Source organism: Pseudomonas sp. RW407 (assembly GCF_003176655.1).
Lineage (GTDB): Bacteria > Pseudomonadota > Gammaproteobacteria > Pseudomonadales > Pseudomonadaceae > Pseudomonas > Pseudomonas delhiensis.
Genome location: NZ_QGSL01000107.1, coordinates 1655435 through 1677256, shown reverse-complemented (window position 1 = coordinate 1677256; position 21822 = coordinate 1655435). Strand labels below are relative to the sequence as shown.

Below are 21822 nucleotides of genomic sequence, written 5' to 3'. Positions count from 1 at the left end.
ATCGCAAGGAGCGAACGCAATGAAGACCCCGGAACAATGCGCCAGCCTCGACGACGTGCGCCTGGGCATCGACAGCCTCGACCGCGAGATCATCGCCGCCCTCGGCCGGCGCCTGGCCTACGTCAAGGCGGCGGCCCGCTTCAAGCCGGACGAGGCGAGCATAGCCGCACCGCAGCGGGTCGCCTCGATGCTGCCCGAACGCCGCGCCTGGGCCCGCGCCGCCGGGCTGGACCCGGCGTTCGTCGGCCCGCTGTATGCCCAGATCATCCAGTGGAACATCGACCAGCAGGTACGCCACTGGCGCCGTCGGAACGGCCTGGAGGAGGACGGGCAGGCATGAACGCGGATACCTTCGACGAACTGCGGGCGGCCTTCGCGGCGGCCGCGCGCCAGGCCCGCGAGCAGGGGCGGCCGGTACTGGCGGTCGGCACCACGGCCTGTGCGGAACTCGACGCCCTGCGGCTGTTCGCCGCCAACCGCCAGGTATTCGGCCAGAGCCTGCTGTGGCGGGCGGAAGAGGGCACCGAAGCCATGGCCGGCTTCGGTTGTACCCAGGAAGTCAGCCCGCCGGCGGCCGGGCGCTTCGCCGCCAGCGCCGACATCTGGCGCGAGCTGTTGGCCCGCATGGCCTGGCGCGGGCCGTGCCCGCCACGCCTGTGCGGTGGCTTCGCCTTCGACGCCCAGGCGCCGACGGCGCCACACTGGCGCGCCTTCGCCGCCACCTCGCTGGTGTTGCCGCGCATCCTCTACCTGCGCCGGGCAGGGCGCGCCTTCCTGTCCTTCAGCCGCTGGCTGGAGCCGGATGCCGACGTCGATGCCGCGGTCCGCGAGCTACGCGCCGAATGGAGCACCTTGCTCGCCCGTTACCTCCACCGGCCGCGCTGTCCCGCCCTGGCGCAAGCCCCGGTGGCGCGCGAGACGCTGGACGCCCATGACTGGCAGGCGCGGGTGGCGGCGGCGGTGGCGCATATCGCCCGGGGTGGGCTGCGCAAGGTGGTGCTGGCTCGCGAAGTATGCCTGCAGGCGGTGGGCGGCTTCCCCTGTGGCCAGGTGCTGGAGCGCCTGGCCCAGGCCGGCCCCACGGCCTGCCTGTTCGCCTTCGACCGTGGCGGCGCCTGCTTCCTCGGGGCGACCCCGGAGCGCCTGCTGCGGGTCGCCGGGGGCGAACTGGACACCGTGGCGCTGGCCGGCACCCTGGCGCGCGGGGCGACGCCCCAGGAAGACGCGGGCCTGGGCACCGCGCTGCTGAACAGCGCCAAGGACCGCCACGAGCATGCACTGGTCGTCGAGTGCCTGCGCGAAGCCCTGGCGCCCTACTGCGAACGGCTGGACATCGAGGCGTTGCCGCGCCTGCATCGCCTGGCGCGGGTGCAGCACCTGCTGACCCCCGTGCGTGGGCGGCTGCGTGCGGGGGTGGAGATCCTCGACCTGGTGGCGGCGCTGCACCCCACCCCGGCGGTGGGCGGCCTGCCGCGCGAGGCGGCACTGGACTACATCCGCGGCCACGAGGGCATGGACCGTGGCTGGTACGCCGCGCCGGTGGGCTGGCTGGATGCCACGGGCGACGCCGAGTTCTGCGTGGCGCTGCGCTCGGCCCTGCTGCGGGGCGACAGGGCGCACCTGTTCGCGGGCTGCGGGATAGTCGCCGCCTCGGAGCCGCAGGCCGAGTACCGGGAAACCTGCCTGAAGCTGCGTACCATGCAGGACGCCCTGGCCCCGCCAGTGGAGGCCCCTCAGCGGCGGCTGCCCTGATCGCGGCTGCGCCGGTACGCCCCCGGCTGCTGCCCGGTGCTCTTGTGGAAGGCGCGGGTGAAGGCCGCCACCGACTGGTAGCCGACCGCCGCGGCCACCTCGGCCACGCTCTGGTCGGCCTTGAGCAGGCGGCAGGCCTGGCCCATGCGCAGGGCCAGCAGCACCTGGCCGGGGGACTGCCCGCAGGTTTCGTTGAAGCGCTTGAAGAAGGCCGAGCGCGACAGCCCGGCGCAGGCCGCCATGTCCTCCAGGGTCCAGGGCAGCTGCGGCTGCTCGATCATCCTTTCCAGCAGGCCGGCGAACTGCGGCTGCCGGGCCAGGGCCACCAGGCCGCCGAGGCCGGGGTTGTCCAGCACCTGCTGGCGCAGCACGTAGAGGAACAGCAGGTGGCTCAGGCGCTCCAGCAGTTGCTGCGAGGGCGCCGGCTGGCGCGCGCATTCCTCCAGGATGAGTTCGAACAGGCTACGCGCGGCGCGTTGCGAGGGCTCGTCGGCGCGCAGCACCAGGTAGGCGGGCAGGGCGTCGATGATCAGCGCGGAGAGCCCCGAGTGGAAATGGAAGAAGCCGCAGACCAGCCCGACGCCGTCCTCGGCCTGCAGCTCCAGGGCGGTCATGGCCTGGCGCGGCTGGCAGGCGGCGGCCTCGGCGCTGGCGGCGTCGGACAGCCGGTAGGCCAGGTCGCGCAGCAGGAAGACGGCATCTCCGCCGTCCAGGCGCACCGGCGCCTCGCCCTCCAGGTGCAGCCAGCAGTGGCCCTGCACCACCAGGTGGAAGCTGGCCCTGGCCAGGCCCTGGGTGGACGCGTGCCAGCCGCCGCAGTAGCGGCCCACGTGGAACAGGCTGGCGTCCAGTTCCAGGCTGTCTAATAACCAATCGACAAGGGGGCTCGACGAAATCATCTAACGAAAAGACTCTGGAGCAAGTGATAGCGACTTTAGAATATTGAACGGTTTTCTTATTACCAACAGACTTTTTCGACACCTACCGTACACGGAGTCGAACCATGTCCCGCCTGCCCATCCAGACCCTCGACAGCGCCCCGGAAGCGGCCCGGCCGTTCCTCGAGAACGCGCTGAAGAACTCCGGCTTCATTCCCAACCTGCTCGGCGTGCTGGCCAACGCCCCGGCGGCGCTGGAGACCTACGTGACCGTCTCCGGCCTCAACGCCAAGGCCGAGCTGGGCCTGGCCGAGCGCGAGGTGGTCCAGCTGATCGCCGCCACCACCCACGGCTGCGATTTCTGCGTGGCCGGGCATACCGCGGTGGCGGCCAACAAGGCCAGGCTCCCCGAGGAAGTGATAGCCGCCCTGCGCGAACAACGCGAGTTGCCGGACGCGCGCCTGGAGGCCCTGGCCGCCTTCGCCCGCGAGGCCATCGCCAGCCGCGGTGCGGTCGGCGACGCCGGCCTTGCGGCCTTCCGCGCCGCCGGCTTCAGCGACGGCAACGCCCTGGAGGTGCTGCTGGGCATCAGCCTGGCGACCCTGTGCAACTTCGCCAACGTGCTGGCGCAGACGCCGCTCAACCCCGAACTGGGCAAGTACCGCTGGGAAAAGGCCTGAGTTTCCCATGACCGGGCGGCTGCCGTGCCGCCGCCCGCCGACAGGAGAGCGACCATGCTCGATCCGACCCTGAGCCGCTGGCTCGATGCCCAGGCCGAGGCCCTCGACCTCGGCCAGGCCGACCCGCAGTCGGTGCTGCCGCAACTGGCCGGCGCCGGGCTGTTCGGCATAGGCGTGCCCGAGGCGCGCGGCGGCGCCGGCGGCAGCCTGCTCGACGCGGTGGAGGCCATCGCCGCGGTGGCCGGCCATTCGCTGACTGCCGCCTTCGTCTTCTGGGGCCAGCGCGCCTTTATCGAATACCTGCTGCAGAGCCCCAACCGCGAGCTGGGCGAGCGCCTGCTCGGCGAGTTGCTGGACGGCCGCCTGGCCGGGGCCACCGGGCTGTCCAACGCGATGAAGTTCCTTTCCGGCATCGAGAGCCTGCAGGTGAAGGCCAGCCCCGCCGCCGATGATGGCTGGAGCCTGGATGGCCGCCTGCCCTGGGTGACCAACCTGCGCAAGGGCCACTTCGTGGTGGCCGCGGCCATCGAGCGCGAGGGCGCGGCGCCGCTGGTGGCGGCCATTCCCTCGGGCAGCGCCGGCCTGAGCCGCTCCGACGACCTGCGGCTGCTCGGCCTGCAGTCGAGCAACACCGCCGCCCTGGACTTCAGCGCGGTGCAGCTGCCCCGCGAGTGGCTGCTGCACGACGACGCCCGGCGCTACCTGCCGCAGGTGCGCCCGGCCTTCCTCGGCCTGCAGTGCGCCATGACCATCGGCCTCACGCGCCGCGCGCTGGAGGCGGTGCGCGAGCACCTGGGCGGCAGCCGTTCGGTGCTGCGCGAGGAGGAGGAACGCCTGCGCGGCGAGCTGCAAGCCCTGGTCGAGCGCCTGCGCGCCGGCCTTGCCAGCGGCGAGTTCGGCAGCGAACCGGCGCGCCTGTTCCGCATCCGCATCGGCCTGGCCGAAGGCGCCGCGGCGGCGGTGCAGCTGGAGCTGCAGGCCAGCGGCGGCAAGGCCTACCTCAGCCAGCACGGCGCGGCCTTCGCCCGGCGCTGGCGTGAATCGGCCTTCGTGCCCATCGTCACGCCCAGCCTGGTGCAACTGCGCGCCGAGCTGCAGCGCCAGGAGGCGCGGGCATGAGCGAGGTGCTGTTGCAGGCCGCCGGCGTCGCCCTCGGCTACCCCGAGGGCAAGGCCTGGCGCAGCGTGCTGGAAGGCTTCGAGCTGAGCCTGGCGCCGGGGGAGGTGGTGTCCATCCTCGGCCCCAGCGGCGTCGGCAAGTCCAGCCTGCTGCGGGTGCTGGCCGGGCTGCAGAAGCCGGCGGCGGGCAGCGTGCATCTGCTCGGCGAGGCCATCGACGGCCCGCATCCGCGGGTCGCCGTGGCCTTCCAGGACCCGAGCCTGCTGCCCTGGCTGAGCCTGGAGAAGAACGTGGCCTTCGGCCTCGACTTCGCCCGCCAGCCGAAGCTGGACAAGGCCAGCCTGCACCAGCGCGTCGACCAGGCGATCGCCGACGTCGGCCTGCAGCACGCGCGGCACCTGGCGCCGGCGCAACTTTCCGGCGGCATGGCGCAGCGCACCGCGCTGGCCCGCTGCCTGGCGCGGCAGCCCCAGGTGCTGCTGCTGGACGAACCCTTCGGCGCGCTGGACGAAGTGACCCGCGCCGACATGCAGCAACTGCTGCTGCGGGTGATCGGCGAGCGGCGCACCGCCGCGGTGCTGATCACCCACGACATCGACGAGGCCCTGCTGCTCTCCGAACGCATCCTGCTACTGGGCGACACCCCGGCGCGGACGTTGGGCGAATGGCGCATCGAACTGCCGCACCCGCGTGCGGAGCTGGTCGAGGAACTGGGCGCGCTGCGGGTCGAGATCCTCAGAACCCTACGGCGGGCGAGCCGACCCCACGCGAACCCCACGACTGCGCCGGAGGCTGCCCATGTGCCTGGACGATCCCACTCATTCTCGACGTGACATTCTGAAACTCGGTGCGCTGCTCACCGCGGCCGGCGCGCTGCCGCTGCTGACCAGCCTGCGCGCCCGCGCCGCCAGCGAACCGGACGCCCCGGTGCGCATCGGCTACCTGCCGATCACCGACGCCACGCCGCTGCTGGTGGCCCACGCCAACGGCCTGTTCGAGGCCGAGGGCATCAAGGCCGAGCGCCCGGTGCTGCTGCGCAGCTGGGCACAGGTGATCGAGGCGTTCATCTCCGGGCAGGTCAACGTCATCCACCTGCTCTCGCCGATGACCGTCTGGGCCCGCTACGGCAGCAAGGTGCCGGCAAGGGTGGTGGCCTGGAACCACGTCGGCGGCTCCGGCCTGACCGTGGCGCCGGACATCGGCGAGGTGAAGCAGCTGGGCGGGCGCAGCCTGGCCATCCCGTTCTGGTACTCGATCCACAACGTGGTGCTGCAGCAACTGCTGCGCGACAACGGCCTGGTGGCGGTGAGCAAGCCGGCCAACGCCCCGCTCGCCGCCAACGAGGTCAACCTGGTGGTGCTGCCGCCCTCGGACATGCCGCCGGCCCTGGCCAGCAAGCGCATCGCCGGCTACATAGTCGCCGAGCCGTTCAACGCCCTGGCCGAGAACCTCAAGGTCGGGCGCATCCAGCGCTTCACCGGCGACGTCTGGCGCAGCCACGCCTGCTGCGTGGTGTTCATGCACGAGCACGACCTGAACGGCCGCCCGGAGTGGTCGCAGAAGGTGGTCAACGCCATCGTCAAGGCGCAGCTGTGGACCCGCGACAACCGCGCCGAGGCGGCCAAGCTGCTGTCCAGGGACGGCGCCAACCGCTACACCCCGCACGCGCCGGAAGTGCTCGGCCGGGTACTGGCCCCGGCGCCGGGCGAGCGTGACAAGTACCTGGCCGACGGCGCCATCCGCCATGCCGACTGGCACGAGGAGCGCATCGACTTCCAGCCGTACCCCTTCCCCAGCTACACCGAGGAACTGGTGAAGCGCCTGAAGGACACCCTGATCCAGGGCGACAAGGGCTTCCTCGCCGCGCTGGACCCGGCGCAGACCGCCAGGGACCTGGTGGACGACCGCTTCGTGCGCAACGCCCTGGCCCAGGTCGGTGGCCTGGCCGCCTTCGGCATCCCCGACAGCTTCGAGCGCAGCGAGGAGATCACCACGTGAGCCCTGCCGTACTGTCCGGCCGCCGCCACTGGCTGCTGGGCCTGGCCGGGCTGCTGGCGCTGCTCGGCCTGTGGTGGTCCGGCGTGCGCCTGTTCGGCGGCGACGGCCTGGGGCAGTTGTTCGCGCCCGGGGCCACCTTCGCCAGCCTGGGCGAGCTGCTCGGCCGCGCGGAACTGTACGAGCACGTGCTGGTGAGCCTCAGGCGCGTGCTGCTGGGGCTGCTCCTGGCGCTGGCGGTGGGCGTGCCCCTGGGCCTGCTGGTGGGCGCCTCGCGGCACCTGGAGGCGGCGACCACGCCGGCCTTCCAGTTCCTGCGGATGATCTCGCCGCTGTCGTGGATGCCCATCGCGGTGATGCTGATGGGCGTGGGCGACCAGCCGATCTACTTCCTGCTGGCCTTCGCCGCGGTCTGGCCGATCCTGCTCAACACCGCCGCCGGCGTGCGCCAGCTCGACCCGCGCTGGCTGCAGCTGTCGCGCAGCCTCAGCGCCACGCCCTGGGAGACCCTGCGCAAGGTGATCCTGCCCGGCGTGCTGGGCCACGTGCTGACCGGCGTGCGCCTGGCCATCGGCATCCTCTGGATCGTCCTGGTGCCCTGCGAGATGCTCGGCGTCAGCGCCGGGCTGGGCTACTACATCCTCGACACCCGCGACCGCCTGGCCTACTCGGAGCTGATGGCCATGGTCCTGCTGATCGGCGCCCTGGGCTTCGCCCTCGACGCCCTGGCGCGCAGCCTGTACCGCCGGCGCCTGGGCTAGCCAGTGCATTTTGCCGGCGCTGCGTCTATATACAGGCAATGGGCCGGCGCCAGTGCGCCGGGCAGCCGAGGAGGGCGGGCCATGCGTATTCTGGTAGTCGGGGCGGGTTCCACGGGCGGTTTCTTCGGGGCGTGCCTGGCCCGGGCCGGGCGCGACGTGACCTTCCTGGTGCGCGCCGGGCGGGCGCACCAGCTGCAGCAGGAAGGCCTGCAGGTGCTCAGCCCCCACGGCGACTTCGCGCTGACGCCGCAACTGGTCGGCGCCGAGCAGCTGGACGGGCCCTACGACCTCATCCTGCTGACGGTGAAGGCCTACGCCCTGGAAGCGGCGTTGCGCGACATCGCCCCGGCGGTGGGGCCGGGCAGCATGATCCTGCCGGTGCTCAACGGCATGCACCAGGTCGACGCCATCGTCGAGCACTTCGGCCGCGGGCCGCTGCTGGGCGGCGTCTGCAAGATCGCCAGCACCCTGGACGAGCGCGGCCGCATCGTCCAGTACGGCCCCCTCAACGAACTGTCCTACGGCGAGATGGACGGCACCCGCAGCGAGCGCATCCTGCGCCTGGACGCGCTGCTGCAGGACGCCGGCTTCGACGCCCGCCTGAGCGCCGACATCCACCGCGAGATGTGGGAGAAATGGGTGCTGCTGGCGTCCCTGGGCGGCATCACCTGCCTGATGCGCGGCAACATCGGCTCGGTGGTCGCCGCGCCCCAGGGCGAGGCCTTCGTCAACCGCCTGCTGGACGAGGTGGTGGCGGTGGTCCGCGCGGTGGGCCTGGAACCGCGCGAAGCCTTCCTTGCCGAGGCGCGCCGGCAACTCACCCTGCATGGCTCGCCACAGACTTCGTCCATGTACCGCGACCTGGTCGGCGGCCGCCCGGTGGAGGCCGAGCAGATCATCGGCGACCTGCTGGGCCGCGGCCAGGCGGCCGGGCTGGACCTGCCGCTGCTGCAAGCGGCCTTCGTGCACCTGGCGGTGTACGAGCAGGGGATGGGCTGAGTGCGCCCTGCGGATAGGTGTCGCCCGAACCCGCGGCACCCGGCACGGCTTGCCGGCGCCGTGGCGCATCCATAGAATGGGAATTATTAACATTTGGCAATGATTCCCCCACATGCCCGCCAGCCCCTCTGCCGACAGCTTCCACGGTCTGTACCTCGCCCATCACGGCTGGCTTAGCGGCTGGCTGCGCCGCCGCCTGGGCTGCTCGCAGCAGGCCGCGGACATGGCCCAGGACACTTTCTTGCGGTTGCTGTGCGCGGCGCGCCCGCAGCCCATGGAACAACTGCGTGAGCCGCGCCACTACCTGGTGACCGTGGCCAAGCGGGTGATGGTCGACCACTTCCGCCGGCAGAGCCTGGAGCGCGCCTTCCTCGAAGGCCTGGCGCAGCGCCCGGAGGCTGGGGAGCTGTCGCCCGAGGAACGGCAGATCATGCTGGAAACCCTGCTGGCGCTGGACGCCATGCTCGATGGCCTGGGCCAGCGGGCCAAGCAGGCGTTCCTGCTGTCGCAGCTGCAGGGCCTGAAGTACGTCGAGATCGCCGAGCGCCTGGGCGTCTCGGTCAGCTCGGTGACCAAGTACGTGGCCAGCGCCACCGAAGCCTGCCTGCTGTTCGCCCTGGACGCCGGCCTGTGATGCCCGCCGACCCGCGGCAACAGCGCGCGCTGCTCGGCGAGGCGGCGCGCTGGCATGCCCGGCTGTGCGCCGAGGATGCCGGCGACAGCCAGCACCAGGCCTGGCAGCGCTGGTGCGCGCAGAGCCCCGGGCACCGCTGGGCCTGGCAGCGCGTCGAGGCGCTGCAGGCGCAGTTGCGCGGGGTTTCCGGCAACCTTGCCTACGACACCCTCAGCCAGCCGCGCGGACTGCCGCGGCGCAGCCTGCTCAAGGGCGCGCTGCTGCTCGCCGGCAGCGCGGCGCTGGCCGGCGGAGGCTATCGCTACGGCAGGCAGGCCGCCTGGCTTGCCGACTACCGCACCGGCATCGGCGAGCGGCGCAAGGTCCGCCTGGCCGATGGCAGCCGCCTGACCCTCGACACCGCCAGCGCCGTCGACCTGCGCTTCGATGCCGGTCAACGGCTGGTGTTGCTGCGCAAGGGCGCGGTGCTGATCGAAACCGCCCACGACAGCCGGCCGTTCCTGCTGGACAGCGCCGAGGGCCGCCTGCATGCCCTGGGGACGCGCTTCTGCGTGCGCCAGGAGGCGGGCTGCACGCGCCTGACGGTGCTGCAGGATGCGGTGGCGGTGCAGCCGTTCGCCTTGCCGGGGCAGCAGCGCATCGTCCAGGCCGGCCAGCAACTGCGCTTCGGCGCCGCGCACCTGGGGCAGACGGAAAGGGCCGTGGCGGGCGCCGCCAGTTGGGCCGACGGCTGGCTGGTGGCGGACGCCTGGCGCCTGGATGCCTTGCTCGCCGAGCTCGGTCGCTACCGACCCGGGGTGCTCAGCTGCGACCCGGCGGTGGCCGGCCTGCGCCTGTCCGGGGCTTACCCGCTGGACGAGCCGGAGCAGGCATTGCAGGCGGTGGCGCGGGCGCTGCCGGTGCGCCTGCGGCGCTTCACCGACTACTGGGTGAGGGTGCTGCCGGCCTGAGGCGACGCCCGGTGAAAAAAATTTCGGCGAGCATTGTCGATTCTCATTCGCTCATCCGACTCCTACCCGAATTCGCGGCATTTGCCGCTCACCATCGGGGGAGTCCAGAGATGAACAAGCGGATCAACGAACAGGCCCGGGCAGGGCGGGGCAAGGCACTGGGCGGCGGCCTGAGCGCCCTGGCGCTGGCCCTGGGCATGAGCCTGGGCGCGCTGCCGGCGCTGGCCGCGCCGGCAGGGCAGGCGGCCCTGCACGAGTACGCCCTGGGCGGCGGGCCGCTGGGCGAGGTGCTGGCGCGCTTCGCCGCCGAGTCCGGCGTGGTGTTGTCGTTCGACGCCGCGCGCACGGCCGGCAAGCGCAGCGCCGGGTTGCGCGGCCGCTACTCGGTCGACCAGGGCTTCGCCGCACTGCTCGCCGGCAGCGGGCTCAAGGCCAGCGAGGTGTCGCCCGGGCACTACGCGCTGGTGAACGACGACGTCTATTCGCTGGACTCGACGACCGTCACCGGCAACAGCCTGAGCCCGGACACCGAGGACCGCGACTCCTACACCACGCCGCTGCTGACCATCGGCAAGGGCCAGCTGAGCCAGAAGGACATCCCGCAGTCGGTCAGCGTGGTCACCCGCAAGCGCATGGACGACCAGAACATGCTCACGGTGGCCGACGCCCTGCGCGACACCACCGGCATCACCTCCATCGACTACGGCGACGGCACCGCCTACTTCCAGTCGCGCGGCTTTCCGGCGGCGGTCATGTACGACGGCGTACCCTCGGACAGCAGCCTGCAGTACCAGCAGCAGTTCGACCTGGCGATGTACGACCGGGTGGAGGTGATGCGTGGCCCCAGCGGCCTGCTGCAGGGTTCCGGCGAGCCGGGCGGCAGCGTCGACCTGCTGCGCAAGCGCCCGCGCGACGCGTTCGCCCTGACCGGCCACCTGCGCGCCGGCACCTGGGACAACTACCACGGCGACATCGACGTCACCGGTCCGCTGGACGAGCAGAAGCACGTGCGCGGCCGCCTGGTGGTGGCCGCCCAGGACCGCGACTACTTCTACGACCAGGGCCACTCCGGGCTGGGCATGGTCTATGGCGCACTCGACCTCGACCTGGACCCGGACACCTTGCTGAGCCTGTCGGCCAGCTACCAGAAGACCGACATCGGGCCCTTCGACTACGGCCAGTCGGTGTACTACGACGGCAGCTTCCTCAAGGCGCCGCGCTCGCAGTTCTACGGCGCCAGGTGGAACCAGAGCTACCTGTACATGAAGGAGTTCCACGCCGAGCTGAGCCACGCCTTCGCCAACGCCTGGACCTCGAAGACCACCTTCAACTACCGCGGCCTGGACAGCAGCTCGCTGTACGCCTACCTCGGCGGCGGCGTCGACCCGGCGACCAACCAGGGCGACTTCACCAACCAGCGCCAGCACGACGACTACGACTGGTACAGCCTGGACAGCAACCTCAACGGCGATCTCGACGCCTTCGGCCGCACCCACCAGTTGCTGCTGGGCGCCAACTACGCGCTGTTCAAGGACCGCTCGCTGTCGGCCTGGGAAGACGTCGGCAACCAGGACGTGTTCGCCCCGGTGCTGCCCAGGCCGGACCTGGCCTTCGACTCGGGCCACGACACCCGCCAGACCCAGGGCGGCGTCTACGGCCAGACGCGGCTGAAGCTGCTCGATCCGCTGACCCTGGTGCTCGGCTCGCGGCTGAGCTGGTACGGCACCGAGCAGAGCGACGTGCTGCCGGAGTCCGGCCCCTGGGTGCGCTCGCCCAGCGTCAACCACAAGTACACGCCCTACGCCGGGTTGATCTACGAGCTGACCCCGGAGCTGTCCAGCTATGTCAGCTACAGCAGCGGCTTCACCCCGCAGACGCAGAACAGCGCCAGCGGCAAGCTGCTGGACCCACGCAAGAGCAAGCAGTACGAGGTTGGGCTGAAGGGCAGCTACCTGAACGGCGCGCTGAACGCCAACCTGGCGGCCTTCCTGCTGCGCGACGAGAACCGCGCGGTGGCCGACCCGGACAACGCCGGCTTCTACGTCAACGCCGGGAAGATCGAGAGCCGCGGCTGGGAAGCCGAGATCAGCGGCAGCCCGCTGCCGGGTTGGGACCTCTACGCCGGCTACACCTTCCTGCTCAACCGCTACCTGTCCGACCCGGACAACGAAGGCAAGGTCTACGACAGCGAGGAACCCAAGCACAGCCTCAAGCTGTGGAACACCTATCGCTTCCAGGGCGGCACCCTGGCCGACTGGCGCGTCGGCGGCGGCCTGCGGGCGTACAGCCCGACCGACCGCGGCGCCGAGGCGCAAGGCGGCTATGCGGTCTACGACGCGCTGCTGGGCTACCAGGTGAACAGCCACCTGGACACCAGCCTGGCGCTGAACAATGCCTTCGACCGTCACTACTTCGCCCGCGTGCCCTCGTCCTACTACGGTATCTACGGCGAACCGCGCAACCTGATGCTGACGCTGACCTACAGCTACTGAGCAAGGCCCGCCGCCGCGCATCCCCCGGCGGCGGGATAGTTCAGGAATTCCTGAACTGATTATTTGCCGCCGGCTATTTTTCCCCCGCCGCCTACCTGCGACAACTGCACCGGCGCCAGGCCACACCAGCCCTGGCGTCGGCGCAGCGGAGCCCTCACAACATCCGCGCGCCACGCTGTTCCTTACTGCCCAAGCACGCCCGGCGCCACGCCCGGCGCAAAACAACAATCGGCGGGTACCAGCCCGTCAATGCTGCCGGTCTGTCAGAGGAATACCACCGTGTCCATGCTTGCGCTCATCCCCCGTTTCCCCTCGTCCCCGCCCAGCCGCGGCCGGACGCCCGCCGCCATTCCGCCGATTCCCGCCATGCCGCGCTGAGCCGCGCCGTGACTTTCGCCGTGCCCGACGGCGCGGCTCATCCTGCCCGGAGTTCGTCCATGCGACTCGAGATCTTCCGCACCCTGTGGGGCTACGCCCATGGCTGGCCGCAGGCCATCGCCGAACTGCGCGAGGCCGGTTTCGACGGCCTGGAGGCACGGTTGCCCCTGGACCCCGCCACCCGCTCCGACTACGCGCGGCTGCTGGTGGAGGAGGGCGTGCCCTACATCTGCACCCTGTTCACCGCCCACGACGTGCTGCCCGACCAGGCCGCCAGCCCGCAGGTCCACCTCGACGACCTGCAGCGCAAGCTGGGCCTGGCCGCCGAGCTGGCGCCACGCTTCGTCAACGTGCTCGGCGGCAACGACCGCTGGCCGCTGGCGGCGCAGGTGGACTTCTTCGGCCGCGCCCTGGAACTGGCCGCTACCCAGGACCTGACCTGCTGCTTCGAAACCCACCGCGCCCGCTCGCTGTACAGCCCCTGGGTGACCCTGGAGCTGATCCGCCAACTGCCCGAGCTGCGTTTCACCAGCGACATCAGCCACTGGGTGGTGGTCTGCGAGCGCCTGCTGGACGACGCCGCCGACGACCTGGGCCCCTTCGTCGAGCGCGTGCACCACATCCAGGCACGCGTGGGCTACGACCAGGGCCCGCAGGTGCCGCACCCGGGCGCGCCGGAATACGCCGCCGCGCTGGCCTTCCACCAGCGCCACTGGGAAGCGGTGTGGCGCGCCCAGCAGGCGCGTGGCCAGGCCGTGACCACCCTGACCCCGGAGTTCGGCCCGGACGGGTATTTGCATCGGCTTCCCTTCACCGCTGCGCCAGTCGCCGACCTGTGGGACCTCAACCGCTGGATGGCCACGGAAGAACGCCGGCATTTCCAGACCTTCCTCGAAACCTGAGCCGGAGCACGACCCATGCAGGAGCATGCAAGCAAGGCCTTCACTTCCATCCCCGTGGTCGACATCGGCGGTCTGTTCAGCGCGCGCCTGGAAGACCGCCTGGCGGTCGCCGCCGAGCTGGGCAAGGCGGCCCGCGAGGTGGGCTTCCTGTACATCCGCAACCACGGCCTGGACCCGGCGCTGATCGAGGGCCTGCAGGCGGCGGCGCGGGACTACTTCGCCCAGCCGCTGGCGGCCAAGATGCGCCACTACATCGGCGCCTCGGAAAGCCACAAGGGCTTCGTCCCTGAAGGAGAGGAGGTGTATTCCAAGGGCAAGCCCGACCACAAGGAAGCCTTCGACGTCGGCTACGAGGTGGCCGCCGACGATCCCCTGGTGCTGGCCGGCACGCCGCTGCTGGGGCCCAACCGCTGGCCCGAGGTACCGGGTTTCGAGGCCCGGGTGCGCGCCTACTACCAGGCGGTGTTCGCCCTCGGCCGCAAGCTGTTCGACGGCTTCGCCCTGGCCCTGGGCCTGGAGGAAGGCTACTTCGACCCGCTGGTGAGCCGCCCGCCGTCCAAGCTGCGGCTGATCCACTACCCGTTCGACGGCGAGGCCCAGGATGCCCCGGGCATAGGCGCGCACACCGACTACGAGTGCTTCACCATCCTCCACGCCACCGAACCGGGCCTGGAAGTGCTGAACGAGGACGGCCAGTGGATCGACGCGCCGCCGGTGCCGGGCGCCTTCGTGGTGAACATCGGCGACATGCTGGAGGTGATGACCAACGGCGCCTTCGTCGCCACCGCCCACCGCGTGCGCACCGTGCGCGAGGAGCGCTACTCCTTCCCGCTGTTCTACGCCTGCGACTACCACACGCAGATCCGCCCGCTGCCGCAGTTCGACGACGGCGGCCAGGCCTACGAGACCATCGCCATCGGCGAGCACATGTGGAGCCAGGCGCTGCAGACCTACAGCTACCTGCGGCGCAAGGTCGCCGACGGCGAACTGAAACTGCCGGAGCGGGCGCGCAAGCCGTCCAGCTTCGGCCACCTGAAAAAACAGACGCAGCCTTCCTGAACTGCGCGTTCACTCTCGACCTGGAGCAATCACGATGCACAAGACCACCCGCACTCTCCTGGCCGCCGGCGTGCTCGGCGCGGCCCTGCTGGGCGGCGCGCAGAACGCCGCCGCCGTCACCGCCACCCCGGGCCAGTTGAAGATTGGCATGGAAATCACCTACCCGCCGTTCGAGTCCTACGACGGCGACAAGGTGGTGGGTTCCGACCCCGAGCTGGCCGCGGCCCTGGCGCGGCACATGGACCTGCAGCCCAGCTACCTGAACACCAAGTTCTCCGGGCTGATCCTCGGCCTCAACGCCGGGCACTTCGACGCGGTGATCTCGGGCATGTACATCACCCCCGAGCGCACCGCCCAGGCCTTGGCCATCCCTTACGCGCAGACCGGCGCGGCGATCATGGTGCCGGCCGGCAGCGAGCTGAAGCCAGAGAAACCCGAGGACCTCTGCGGGCTGAAGGTCGGCCTGGAGCAGGGCACCACCTGGGTGGCCAAGTTCGCCGAACTGTCGAAGAGCTACTGCGAGCCCAACGGCAAGGGCGCCATCAGCGTCAGCGAGTACCCGTCCGCGCCGGAAGTGACCCAGGCCCTGCTGTCCAGGCACGTGCAGGCCCAGGTGGAGATTTCCGGGGCCGCGCACATGATCGCCGAGCGCTCCAAGGGCCGCGTGGTGGTCACCTCCAAGGAGCTGATCTACAAGCAGACTCTGGGCATGTACGTGAAGAAGGGCAACCAGGAACTGTACGACGCGCTGAAGGTGGCCTTCCAGAAGACCAAGGACAGCGGCGAGTTCGCCGCCATCCTGAAGAAGTACGCCCTGGAAGAAGCCGCGGCCGAGTAACCGTTTCAACGCAACATGAGAGACGGGCCTGGCGCCAGGCCCGTCCGCCGAGGTGCCCATGCAGTTCGACTGGTCCTATTTCTTCTCGCTGTTCTCCCTGCCGGATTTCTGGAAGGCCTGCGTCACTGTGGTCGAGCTGAGCGCCCTGGCCTGGCTGATCGGCATGTTCCTGGGCTTCCTCCTGGCCAGCGCCAAGCTCTCCGAATCGCGCTGGCTGCGGGTGCCGGCGGGGCTGTACATCTGGTTCTTCCGCAGTGTGCCGCTGCTGGTGCTGGTGGTGTTCGTCTACAACCTGCCGCAACTGTTCCCGGCCAGCGGCGCGCTGCTGTCCAACCCGTTCATCTCCGGGTTGCTGGCCCTGGTGCTGACCGAGGCCGCGTACATGGCCGAGATCCACCGCGGCGGCCTGCTCTCGGTGAGCAAGGGGCAGAAGGAGGCCGGCCGCGCGCTGGCCGTCGGCGCCTTCGGCATCCAGCGGCTGATCGTCGTTCCCCAGGCCTTCCGCATCGCCCTGCCGACACTGATCAACGAGTACGTCACGGTGGTCAAGCTGACCTCGCTGGTCTCGGTGATCTCCCTCACCGAACTGCTGATGGTCGGCCAGAAGCTCTACGCGCAGAACTTCCTGGTGATGGAAACCCTCTCGGCGGTGGCCATCTACTACGTGCTGATCGTCACCCTGTTCGGCTGGCTGCTGCAGTACCTGGAGCACCGCCTGGACCTCAACGCGCGCAAGCCGGAAACCCTCGGCGAGGCCAGCCTCGACAGCCTGCGCCAGAGCCTGCCGGAACCCTCGGTGGCGCGCCGCGAACCTCCCGCGCCGGGCACGCCGCCGGCGCTGCACCTGCGCGACATCCGCAAGAGCTACGGCAGCCACCAGGTGCTCAAGGGCGTGTTCCTCCAGGTGGCCGGCGGCGAAGTGGTGTCGATCATCGGCCCCTCGGGTTCCGGCAAGACCTCGCTGATCCGCACCGTGAACGGCCTGGAGGGCATCGACGGCGGCGAGATCGTGCTGTTCGGCGAGTCCTACATCAAGGCCGGCCAGCCCGACCCGCTGCGCCTGCGCCGCGGCGTGCGGCACATCGGCATGGTGTTCCAGGGCTTCAACCTGTTCCCGCACCGGACCATCCTCGACAACGTCACCCTGGCGCCGCGCTTCCATGGCCTGGACGGCCGCGAGCTGTGCGAGCAGCGGGCCCTGGCGCTGCTCGACAAGGTCGGCCTGCTGGCCCACGCGCACAAGTACCCGCACCAGCTCTCCGGCGGCCAGCAGCAGCGCGTGGCCATCGCCCGCGCGCTGGCCATGGAGCCGGACATCATGCTGTTCGACGAACCGACCTCGGCGCTGGACCCGGAGCTGGTGGGCGACGTGCTCAACGTCATCCGCGACCTGGCGAAGGAGGGCATGACCATGGTTATCGTCACCCACGAGATGGATTTCGCCCTGTCGATCTCCGACCGGGTGATCTTCATGGAGAACGGCCAGGTGCAGGTGGACGCGGCGCCGGCGGCCATCCGCAACGGCGAATGCGGCGAGCGGGTGATGCGCTTCATCGGCCTGGAGCGCCCGGCAACCGCAGCCCAGGGCCAACCCCAGGCGACCGCCGCCGGCTGAGCCTGGCACTTCCCGCTCGGCAGGCGGGTGCGCATCGGGTAAGGTGCGCGCTTGCCTTGTCGTCCGGGAGGGACCATGTCATCAGACCTGGCGCAGCCACGCCTGCGCCGCGCCGATAACGCTTCCCGCCGCGCCGCGCAGGTCCTGGGCCTGTGCCTGCCCGGCGACGTGGTGCTCTACCTGCTGCTGCCGATGTACGCCGCCGACTTCGGCGTCAGCCTGGCCCAGGCGGGCATCCTGCTGGCGGCCAACCGCCTGGTGCGCATCGTCGGCTACGGCTGGGTGGTGCGTTTCTACGCCCGCCGCGGCGACCGCGCCACCTGCAGCCTGGCGGCGCTGGCCTCGGCGCTGTGCGCGCTGGGTTATGCAACGCTCTCCGGCGTCGCCGCGCTGCTGGTGCTGCGCCTGATGTGGGGCCTGAGCTACGCCAGCTTCAACCTCAGCACCCAGACCATGGCCACCGCCGAGGCCCAGGGCGCCGCGCGCCGTGCCGGGCGCTCGCGGGCGACCATCTCCATCGGGCCGATGCTGGCCTTGCCGCTGGCGGCGCTGATGGCCCAGGCCTGGGGGCCGCGCAGCGTGTTCTTCGTGCTCTTCGCCAGCGCGCTGCTGGGCCTGTGGCGCGCCCGCTCGCTGCCGAACCAGGGCCACGACCTGCCGACCCCGACCGGGCGCCGCCTGCGCCTGCCGGACAGCATCGCCACCTGGTCCTTCATCGAGGGCGTGACCCTCGACGGCCTGTTCATCTTCGGCCTGTCGCTCTACGCGGAAAGCCACCTGGGCGGCACCGGCGTGCTGGTGGCGGGCATCCTGATGGCGGTGCGCTACCTCAGCGAGATGCTCTTCAGCCCCTTCGGCGGGCGCCTGGCCGACCACTTCGGCGCGCTGCGCATGCTGGTGACGCTGTCCCTGGCGACCTCGGTGGCGCTGCTGATCTTCGGCAGCCACTGGCTGTTCGTCGGCGCCTTCCTGGTCCTGCTGCTGCGCGCCCTGCAGCTGCCACTGGTGATGACCCTGGTGGCCCAGCGCAACCCGCAGAACCGCATCCAGGCCCTGGCCGGCAACGCCGTCTGGCGCGACATAGGCGCGGGCCTGGGGCCCATGCTGGCCGGCGTGCTGCTGCCGGTGGTGCCGGCGTTCTGGGCCTACGCCGGGGCCGCGGCGGTGCTGGCGCTGAGCGCGCTGGGGTGTGCCTGGCGGCGCTGACCGGTCCCTACGGGGAGCCCGGGAGCTTGGCGGTTTCGCATCACGCCGAACGGTTCCCTCTCCCGCTTGCGGGGGAGGGTTAGGGAGGGGGAGCGGAGTCAGGGTTTGGCAGAGGTGTCAGAGCGACGTCCGCCCCCTCTCCCCAGCCCTCTCCCTGAAGGGAGAGGGAGTCGTTCGGCGTGCACGGATAACGCAGCGTCAGCCGGCAAACTCGTAGGGCGCATAACCGTTCGCGGTTATCCGCCGTTGACCGTGCCATCGGGGCGTCCGGCGTGGCCGGTGAACCCTACGGGGAGCCCGGGAGCTTCGCGGTTCCGCACCACACCAACTGGACAGAGGTCCGCGAGCAACCCCGCTCTTAAGCCAACGCATCGCCCTCCAGCATCCGCTCGCTGATCCTCGCCGCCGTGCGTCGCAATGCCGGCAGATACCGCTCGGCCGCCTGCTCGATGCTCATCGCCTTGGCCACGTAGACCAGGTTCAGGCAGCCGATCAGGCGTTCGCCGGCATGCAGCGGAATGGCGATGGAGGCGATCTTCTCCTCCTGGTTCCAGGCCATGAAGTTCTCGCCATAGCCGCGGTGGCGGACCTTGCGCAGCAGGTTGTCCAGCGCCAGCGGATCGCGCGCCAGGCGGTATTCAGGCTCTTCGCGGCGGGCCAGCAGGGCGAGGATCTGCTCGCGCTCGGCGTCTTCGCAGAAGGCCAGGTAGGCCAGGCCGGTGGCGGTCTGCAGCAGCGGCAGGCGGCGGCCGACCATGGAGCGGTGGAAGGACAGGCGGCTGAAGCGGTGGGTGGTCTCGCGCACCACCATGGCGTCCACGTCCAGGGTGCAGATGTCGGTCGGCCACACCACCTCCTGCAGCAGGTCCGCCAGCAGCGGTGCGGCGAGGGCGGAGATCCACTGCTCGTCGCGGAAGCCCTCGCTCAGCTCGCGCACCTTCATGCTCAGGCGGAAGCTGTCGTCGGACTCGCTGCGGCGCACGTAGCCCTCGTCCTGCAGGGTTTCCAGCAGGCGCCGCACGGTGGTGCGGTGCAGGCCGGTGAGTTCGGCCAGGCGCGTCGGGCTGGCGCCGCCGTCGAGGCGGTTCAGGGCATTGAGCAGGGCCAGGCCGCGGCTCAGGCCGCGCACCGTCTTGTAGTCCGAATCCCGGTCTTTATTCATTAAAATTCTTTTAAAACAATGATGTGCACCAGGTGCACAGGGAGGCTGTTTTTCATTGTAGGACAGAATTGGCCGTTCCTATACTCGCCGCAACAACGATAAACGCCCTTCCAGGGGATAGAGCCATGAGCCATGCGTACCTGCCTGCATCCGCTTCCGAGCGGCCGCGCCTGACGGCCGCCTTCCGGACCTCGCCGAGCCTCCCGCCGGTGGCGTCCTTCCCGTCCGCCCCCGCGTCTTCGTCCAGAAGCGTGGCGAGCATCCGCTAGAACCTAACCACCCGAACAGCCCCCAGCGACCACCTTGCGCCCCGTGCGCGGGGACGGCCCCGGCTTGCCCGAGATTCTTCCGGGGCCGGTCGCCGGGCAGTGCCGAGGACACGACAATGACCACCAATAGTCCCGTTCACAGCCCCGACTACACCGCCGACGTGGTGGTGCTCGGCGCCGGCCCCGTGGGCCTGGCCATCGCCAACTACCTCGGCCAGGTCGGGGTGCAGGTGCTGCAGCTCGAGAAGCTCGACCAGCTGATCGACTACCCGCGCGCCATCGGCATCGACGACGAGTCGCTGCGCACCGTGCAGGCCATCGGCCTGGTCGACGAGGTGCTGCCGCACACCACGCCCTGGCACGCGATGCGCTTCCTGACCCCCGGGGGCCGCTGCTTCGCCGACATCCAGCCGATGACCGACGAGTTCGGCTGGTCGCGGCGCAACGCCTTCATCCAGCCGCAGGTGGACGCCGTGCTCCACCGTGGCCTGGCGCGCTTCGCCAACGTGAAGACGCTGTTCTCCCACGACCTGGTGGAGTTCCAGCAGGACGAGGAGGGCGTCAGCCTGCGCCTGAACGCCCCGGAGGGCCGCATGGAAACCGTGCGTGCCCGCTACCTGGTGGCCTGCGACGGCGGCAACAGCCTGGTGCGGCGCACCCTGGGCGTATCCTTCGAAGGCAAGACCGCGCCCAACCAGTGGATCGTCATCGACGTCGCCAACGACCCACTGGGCACCCCCAACGTCTACCTCTGCTGCGACCCGGTACGGCCCTACGTTTCCGCCGCGCTGCCCCACGGCGTGCGCCGCTTCGAGTTCATGGTGATGCCCGGCGAGACTGAGGCGGAACTGGGCAAGCCGGAAAACCTGCGCCAGCTGCTGGCCAAGGTGCTGCCCGACCCGGACCGCGTCGAGCTGATCCGCAAGCGCGTCTACACCCACAATGCGCGCCTGGCCGGGCAGTTCCGCGTCAAGCGCGTGCTGCTCGCCGGCGACGCCGCGCACATCATGCCGGTGTGGCAGGGCCAGGGTTACAACAGCGGCATGCGCGACGCCAGCAACCTGGCCTGGAAGCTGGCCCTGGTGGTCAAGGGCCTGGCCGGCGAGGCGCTGCTGGACACCTACGAACAGGAGCGCCGCGACCACGCCAAGGCGATGATCGATCTCTCGGTGCTGGCCGGCCACGTGCTGGCGCCGCCCAGGCGCTGGCAGGGTGCGCTGCGTGACGGCATCTCCTGGCTGCTCAACTACCTGCCGCCGGTGAAGCGCTACTTCCTGGAGATGCGCTTCAAGCCGATGCCGCGGTACGCCAAGGGCGCGCTGGTGGCGGAGCAGGGCGGCAAGGCCTCGCCGGTGGGGCGCATGTTCATCCAGCCGAAGGTGCGTACCGAGGCCGGCGACACTGTGCTGCTGGACGATGTGATCGGCAGCAACTTCGCCATCATCGCCTGGGGCAGCGACCCGCTCTGGGGGCTCTCCAGCGCCCAGGTCGAGGCCTGGCGCGCGCTGGGCACGCGCTTCATCCAGGTACTGCCGGAGGTGCAGCTCAAGGCCGGGTGCAAGGTGCCCGAAGGCGTCATCCGCGTCGGCGACAGCAGTGGCCGCCTGAAGGAGTGGTTCGGCCGCTACCCGGCTTCCATCGTGCTGCTGCGCCCGGACCGCTTCGTCGCCGGGGTGGCCATCCCGCAGACCCTCGGCCAGGTCGGCGACCAGCTGCTGCGCGCGCTGGCCGCCATCCCCCAGGCCCGGCAGCAGGCGCCGCTGGCGTCCAGGGTGGCCTGAGATGAGCGCCTACCTGCACTGCCTGTCGCACACTCCGCTGGTGGGCTACGTCGACCCGGCCGCCGAGGTGCTGGCCGAGGTGGACGAGGTGGTCGCCGCCGCCCGCGCGCGCATCGCCGCCTTCGACCCGCAACTGGTGTTCCTGTTCGCCCCGGACCACTACAACGGCTTCTTCTACGACGTGATGCCGTCCTTCTGCATCGGCATGGCCGCCCACGCCATCGGCGACTTCCACAGCCTGGCCGGGCCGCTGGACGTGCCCAGCGCAACCGCCGAGGCCTGCGCCGCAGCGGTACTGGAGGCGGGGGTGGATGCCGCGGTGTCCTACCGCATGCAGGTCGACCACGGCTTC

General features: G+C 70.5%; 19 protein-coding genes and 1 pseudogene. 18 read left to right on the top strand and 2 right to left on the bottom strand.

Features of this window, described 5'->3' with window-relative positions:
• Positions 1-19 precede the first annotated feature (19 nt).
• Both DK254_RS31740 and DK254_RS31735 read left to right on the top strand, forming a co-directional pair.
• Positions 20-340 (top strand): isochorismate lyase, encoded by a 321-nt coding sequence (locus DK254_RS31740; RefSeq protein ID WP_109937018.1) that lies wholly within the window; start codon positions 20-22, stop codon positions 338-340.
• Positions 337-1752 (top strand): isochorismate synthase, encoded by a 1416-nt coding sequence (locus tag DK254_RS31735; protein ID WP_109937017.1) that lies wholly within the window; start codon positions 337-339, stop codon positions 1750-1752. Before DK254_RS31740 ends, DK254_RS31735 begins: the two co-directional genes overlap by 4 nt.
• Here DK254_RS31735 and DK254_RS31730 read toward each other — a convergent pair.
• Positions 1734-2651: an AraC family transcriptional regulator gene (locus DK254_RS31730; RefSeq protein WP_109937016.1), complete on the bottom strand. Its 918-nt coding sequence runs from the start codon at positions 2649-2651 to the stop codon at positions 1734-1736. The genes DK254_RS31735 and DK254_RS31730 overlap by 19 nt on opposite strands.
• Positions 2652-2755: 104 nt before the next feature.
• On the opposite strand from DK254_RS31730, the gene DK254_RS31725 reads away from it, so the two are divergent.
• The 14 genes from DK254_RS31725 (at position 2756) to DK254_RS31660 (ending at position 18258) form a co-directional block, all read left to right on the top strand.
• Positions 2756-3310, top strand: a complete 555-nt coding sequence (locus DK254_RS31725; protein WP_089393675.1) for a carboxymuconolactone decarboxylase family protein — start codon at positions 2756-2758, stop codon at positions 3308-3310.
• A 54-nt stretch (positions 3311-3364) separates the two neighbouring features.
• Positions 3365-4429: an acyl-CoA dehydrogenase family protein gene (locus DK254_RS31720; protein ID WP_089393674.1), complete on the top strand. Its 1065-nt coding sequence runs from the start codon at positions 3365-3367 to the stop codon at positions 4427-4429.
• Positions 4426-5262, top strand: a complete 837-nt coding sequence (locus DK254_RS31715; RefSeq protein ID WP_109937015.1) for an ABC transporter ATP-binding protein — start codon at positions 4426-4428, stop codon at positions 5260-5262. The genes DK254_RS31720 and DK254_RS31715 overlap by 4 nt, the downstream gene beginning before the upstream one ends.
• Entirely contained in the window at positions 5228-6427 is a 1200-nt protein-coding gene (locus DK254_RS31710) for an ABC transporter substrate-binding protein (protein WP_109937014.1), read from the top strand. Before DK254_RS31715 ends, DK254_RS31710 begins: the two co-directional genes overlap by 35 nt.
• Positions 6428-6438: 11 nt before the next feature.
• The gene (locus DK254_RS31705) at positions 6439-7185 is read left to right on the top strand and encodes an ABC transporter permease (protein ID WP_109937372.1); all 747 of its coding nucleotides are present in this window, start codon (positions 6439-6441) and stop codon (positions 7183-7185) included.
• Positions 7186-7266: 81 nt separating this feature from the next.
• The gene (gene panE / locus DK254_RS31700; protein ID WP_109937013.1) at positions 7267-8184 is read left to right on the top strand and encodes a 2-dehydropantoate 2-reductase; all 918 of its coding nucleotides are present in this window, start codon (positions 7267-7269) and stop codon (positions 8182-8184) included.
• A gap of 112 nt (positions 8185-8296) precedes the next feature.
• Positions 8297-8818: a sigma-70 family RNA polymerase sigma factor gene (locus DK254_RS31695; RefSeq protein WP_109937012.1), complete on the top strand. Its 522-nt coding sequence runs from the start codon at positions 8297-8299 to the stop codon at positions 8816-8818.
• Positions 8818-9768, top strand: a complete 951-nt coding sequence (locus DK254_RS31690) for a FecR domain-containing protein (protein WP_109937011.1) — start codon at positions 8818-8820, stop codon at positions 9766-9768. The genes DK254_RS31695 and DK254_RS31690 overlap by 1 nt, the downstream gene beginning before the upstream one ends.
• Positions 9769-9878: 110 nt before the next feature.
• On the top strand, positions 9879-12260 hold the full coding sequence (locus tag DK254_RS31685) for a TonB-dependent receptor (RefSeq protein ID WP_218281471.1): 2382 nt from the start codon (positions 9879-9881) through the stop codon (positions 12258-12260).
• 437 nt (positions 12261-12697) lie between these two features.
• Positions 12698-13540 (top strand): sugar phosphate isomerase/epimerase, encoded by an 843-nt coding sequence (locus tag DK254_RS31680; protein ID WP_109937010.1) that lies wholly within the window; start codon positions 12698-12700, stop codon positions 13538-13540.
• 15 nt (positions 13541-13555) lie between these two features.
• Entirely contained in the window at positions 13556-14599 is a 1044-nt protein-coding gene (locus tag DK254_RS31675; protein ID WP_109937009.1) for an isopenicillin N synthase family oxygenase, read from the top strand.
• Between the two features lie 34 nt (positions 14600-14633).
• Positions 14634-15437 (top strand): ABC transporter substrate-binding protein, encoded by an 804-nt coding sequence (locus DK254_RS31670; protein ID WP_109937008.1) that lies wholly within the window; start codon positions 14634-14636, stop codon positions 15435-15437.
• Between the two features lie 58 nt (positions 15438-15495).
• The gene (locus tag DK254_RS31665; protein ID WP_109937007.1) at positions 15496-17052 is read left to right on the top strand and encodes an amino acid ABC transporter permease/ATP-binding protein; all 1557 of its coding nucleotides are present in this window, start codon (positions 15496-15498) and stop codon (positions 17050-17052) included.
• 75 nt (positions 17053-17127) lie between these two features.
• Positions 17128-18258 (top strand): MFS transporter, encoded by a 1131-nt coding sequence (locus DK254_RS31660; protein ID WP_109937006.1) that lies wholly within the window; start codon positions 17128-17130, stop codon positions 18256-18258.
• A gap of 358 nt (positions 18259-18616) precedes the next feature.
• Here the strand turns inward: DK254_RS31660 and DK254_RS31655 are convergent, their stop codons facing one another.
• Positions 18617-19420 (bottom strand): DNA-binding transcriptional regulator, encoded by an 804-nt coding sequence (locus DK254_RS31655; protein WP_109937005.1) that lies wholly within the window; start codon positions 19418-19420, stop codon positions 18617-18619.
• A gap of 385 nt (positions 19421-19805) precedes the next feature.
• Between DK254_RS31655 and DK254_RS31645 the strand changes: the two genes are divergently transcribed.
• Together DK254_RS31645 and mhpB are read left to right on the top strand one after the other, a co-directional pair.
• On the top strand, positions 19806-21470 hold the full coding sequence (locus DK254_RS31645) for a bifunctional 3-(3-hydroxy-phenyl)propionate/3-hydroxycinnamic acid hydroxylase (RefSeq protein ID WP_109937003.1): 1665 nt from the start codon (positions 19806-19808) through the stop codon (positions 21468-21470).
• Between the two features lies 1 nt (position 21471).
• Positions 21472-21822 (top strand): annotated as a pseudogene (mhpB, locus tag DK254_RS31640) (3-carboxyethylcatechol 2,3-dioxygenase); the annotation flags it as partial.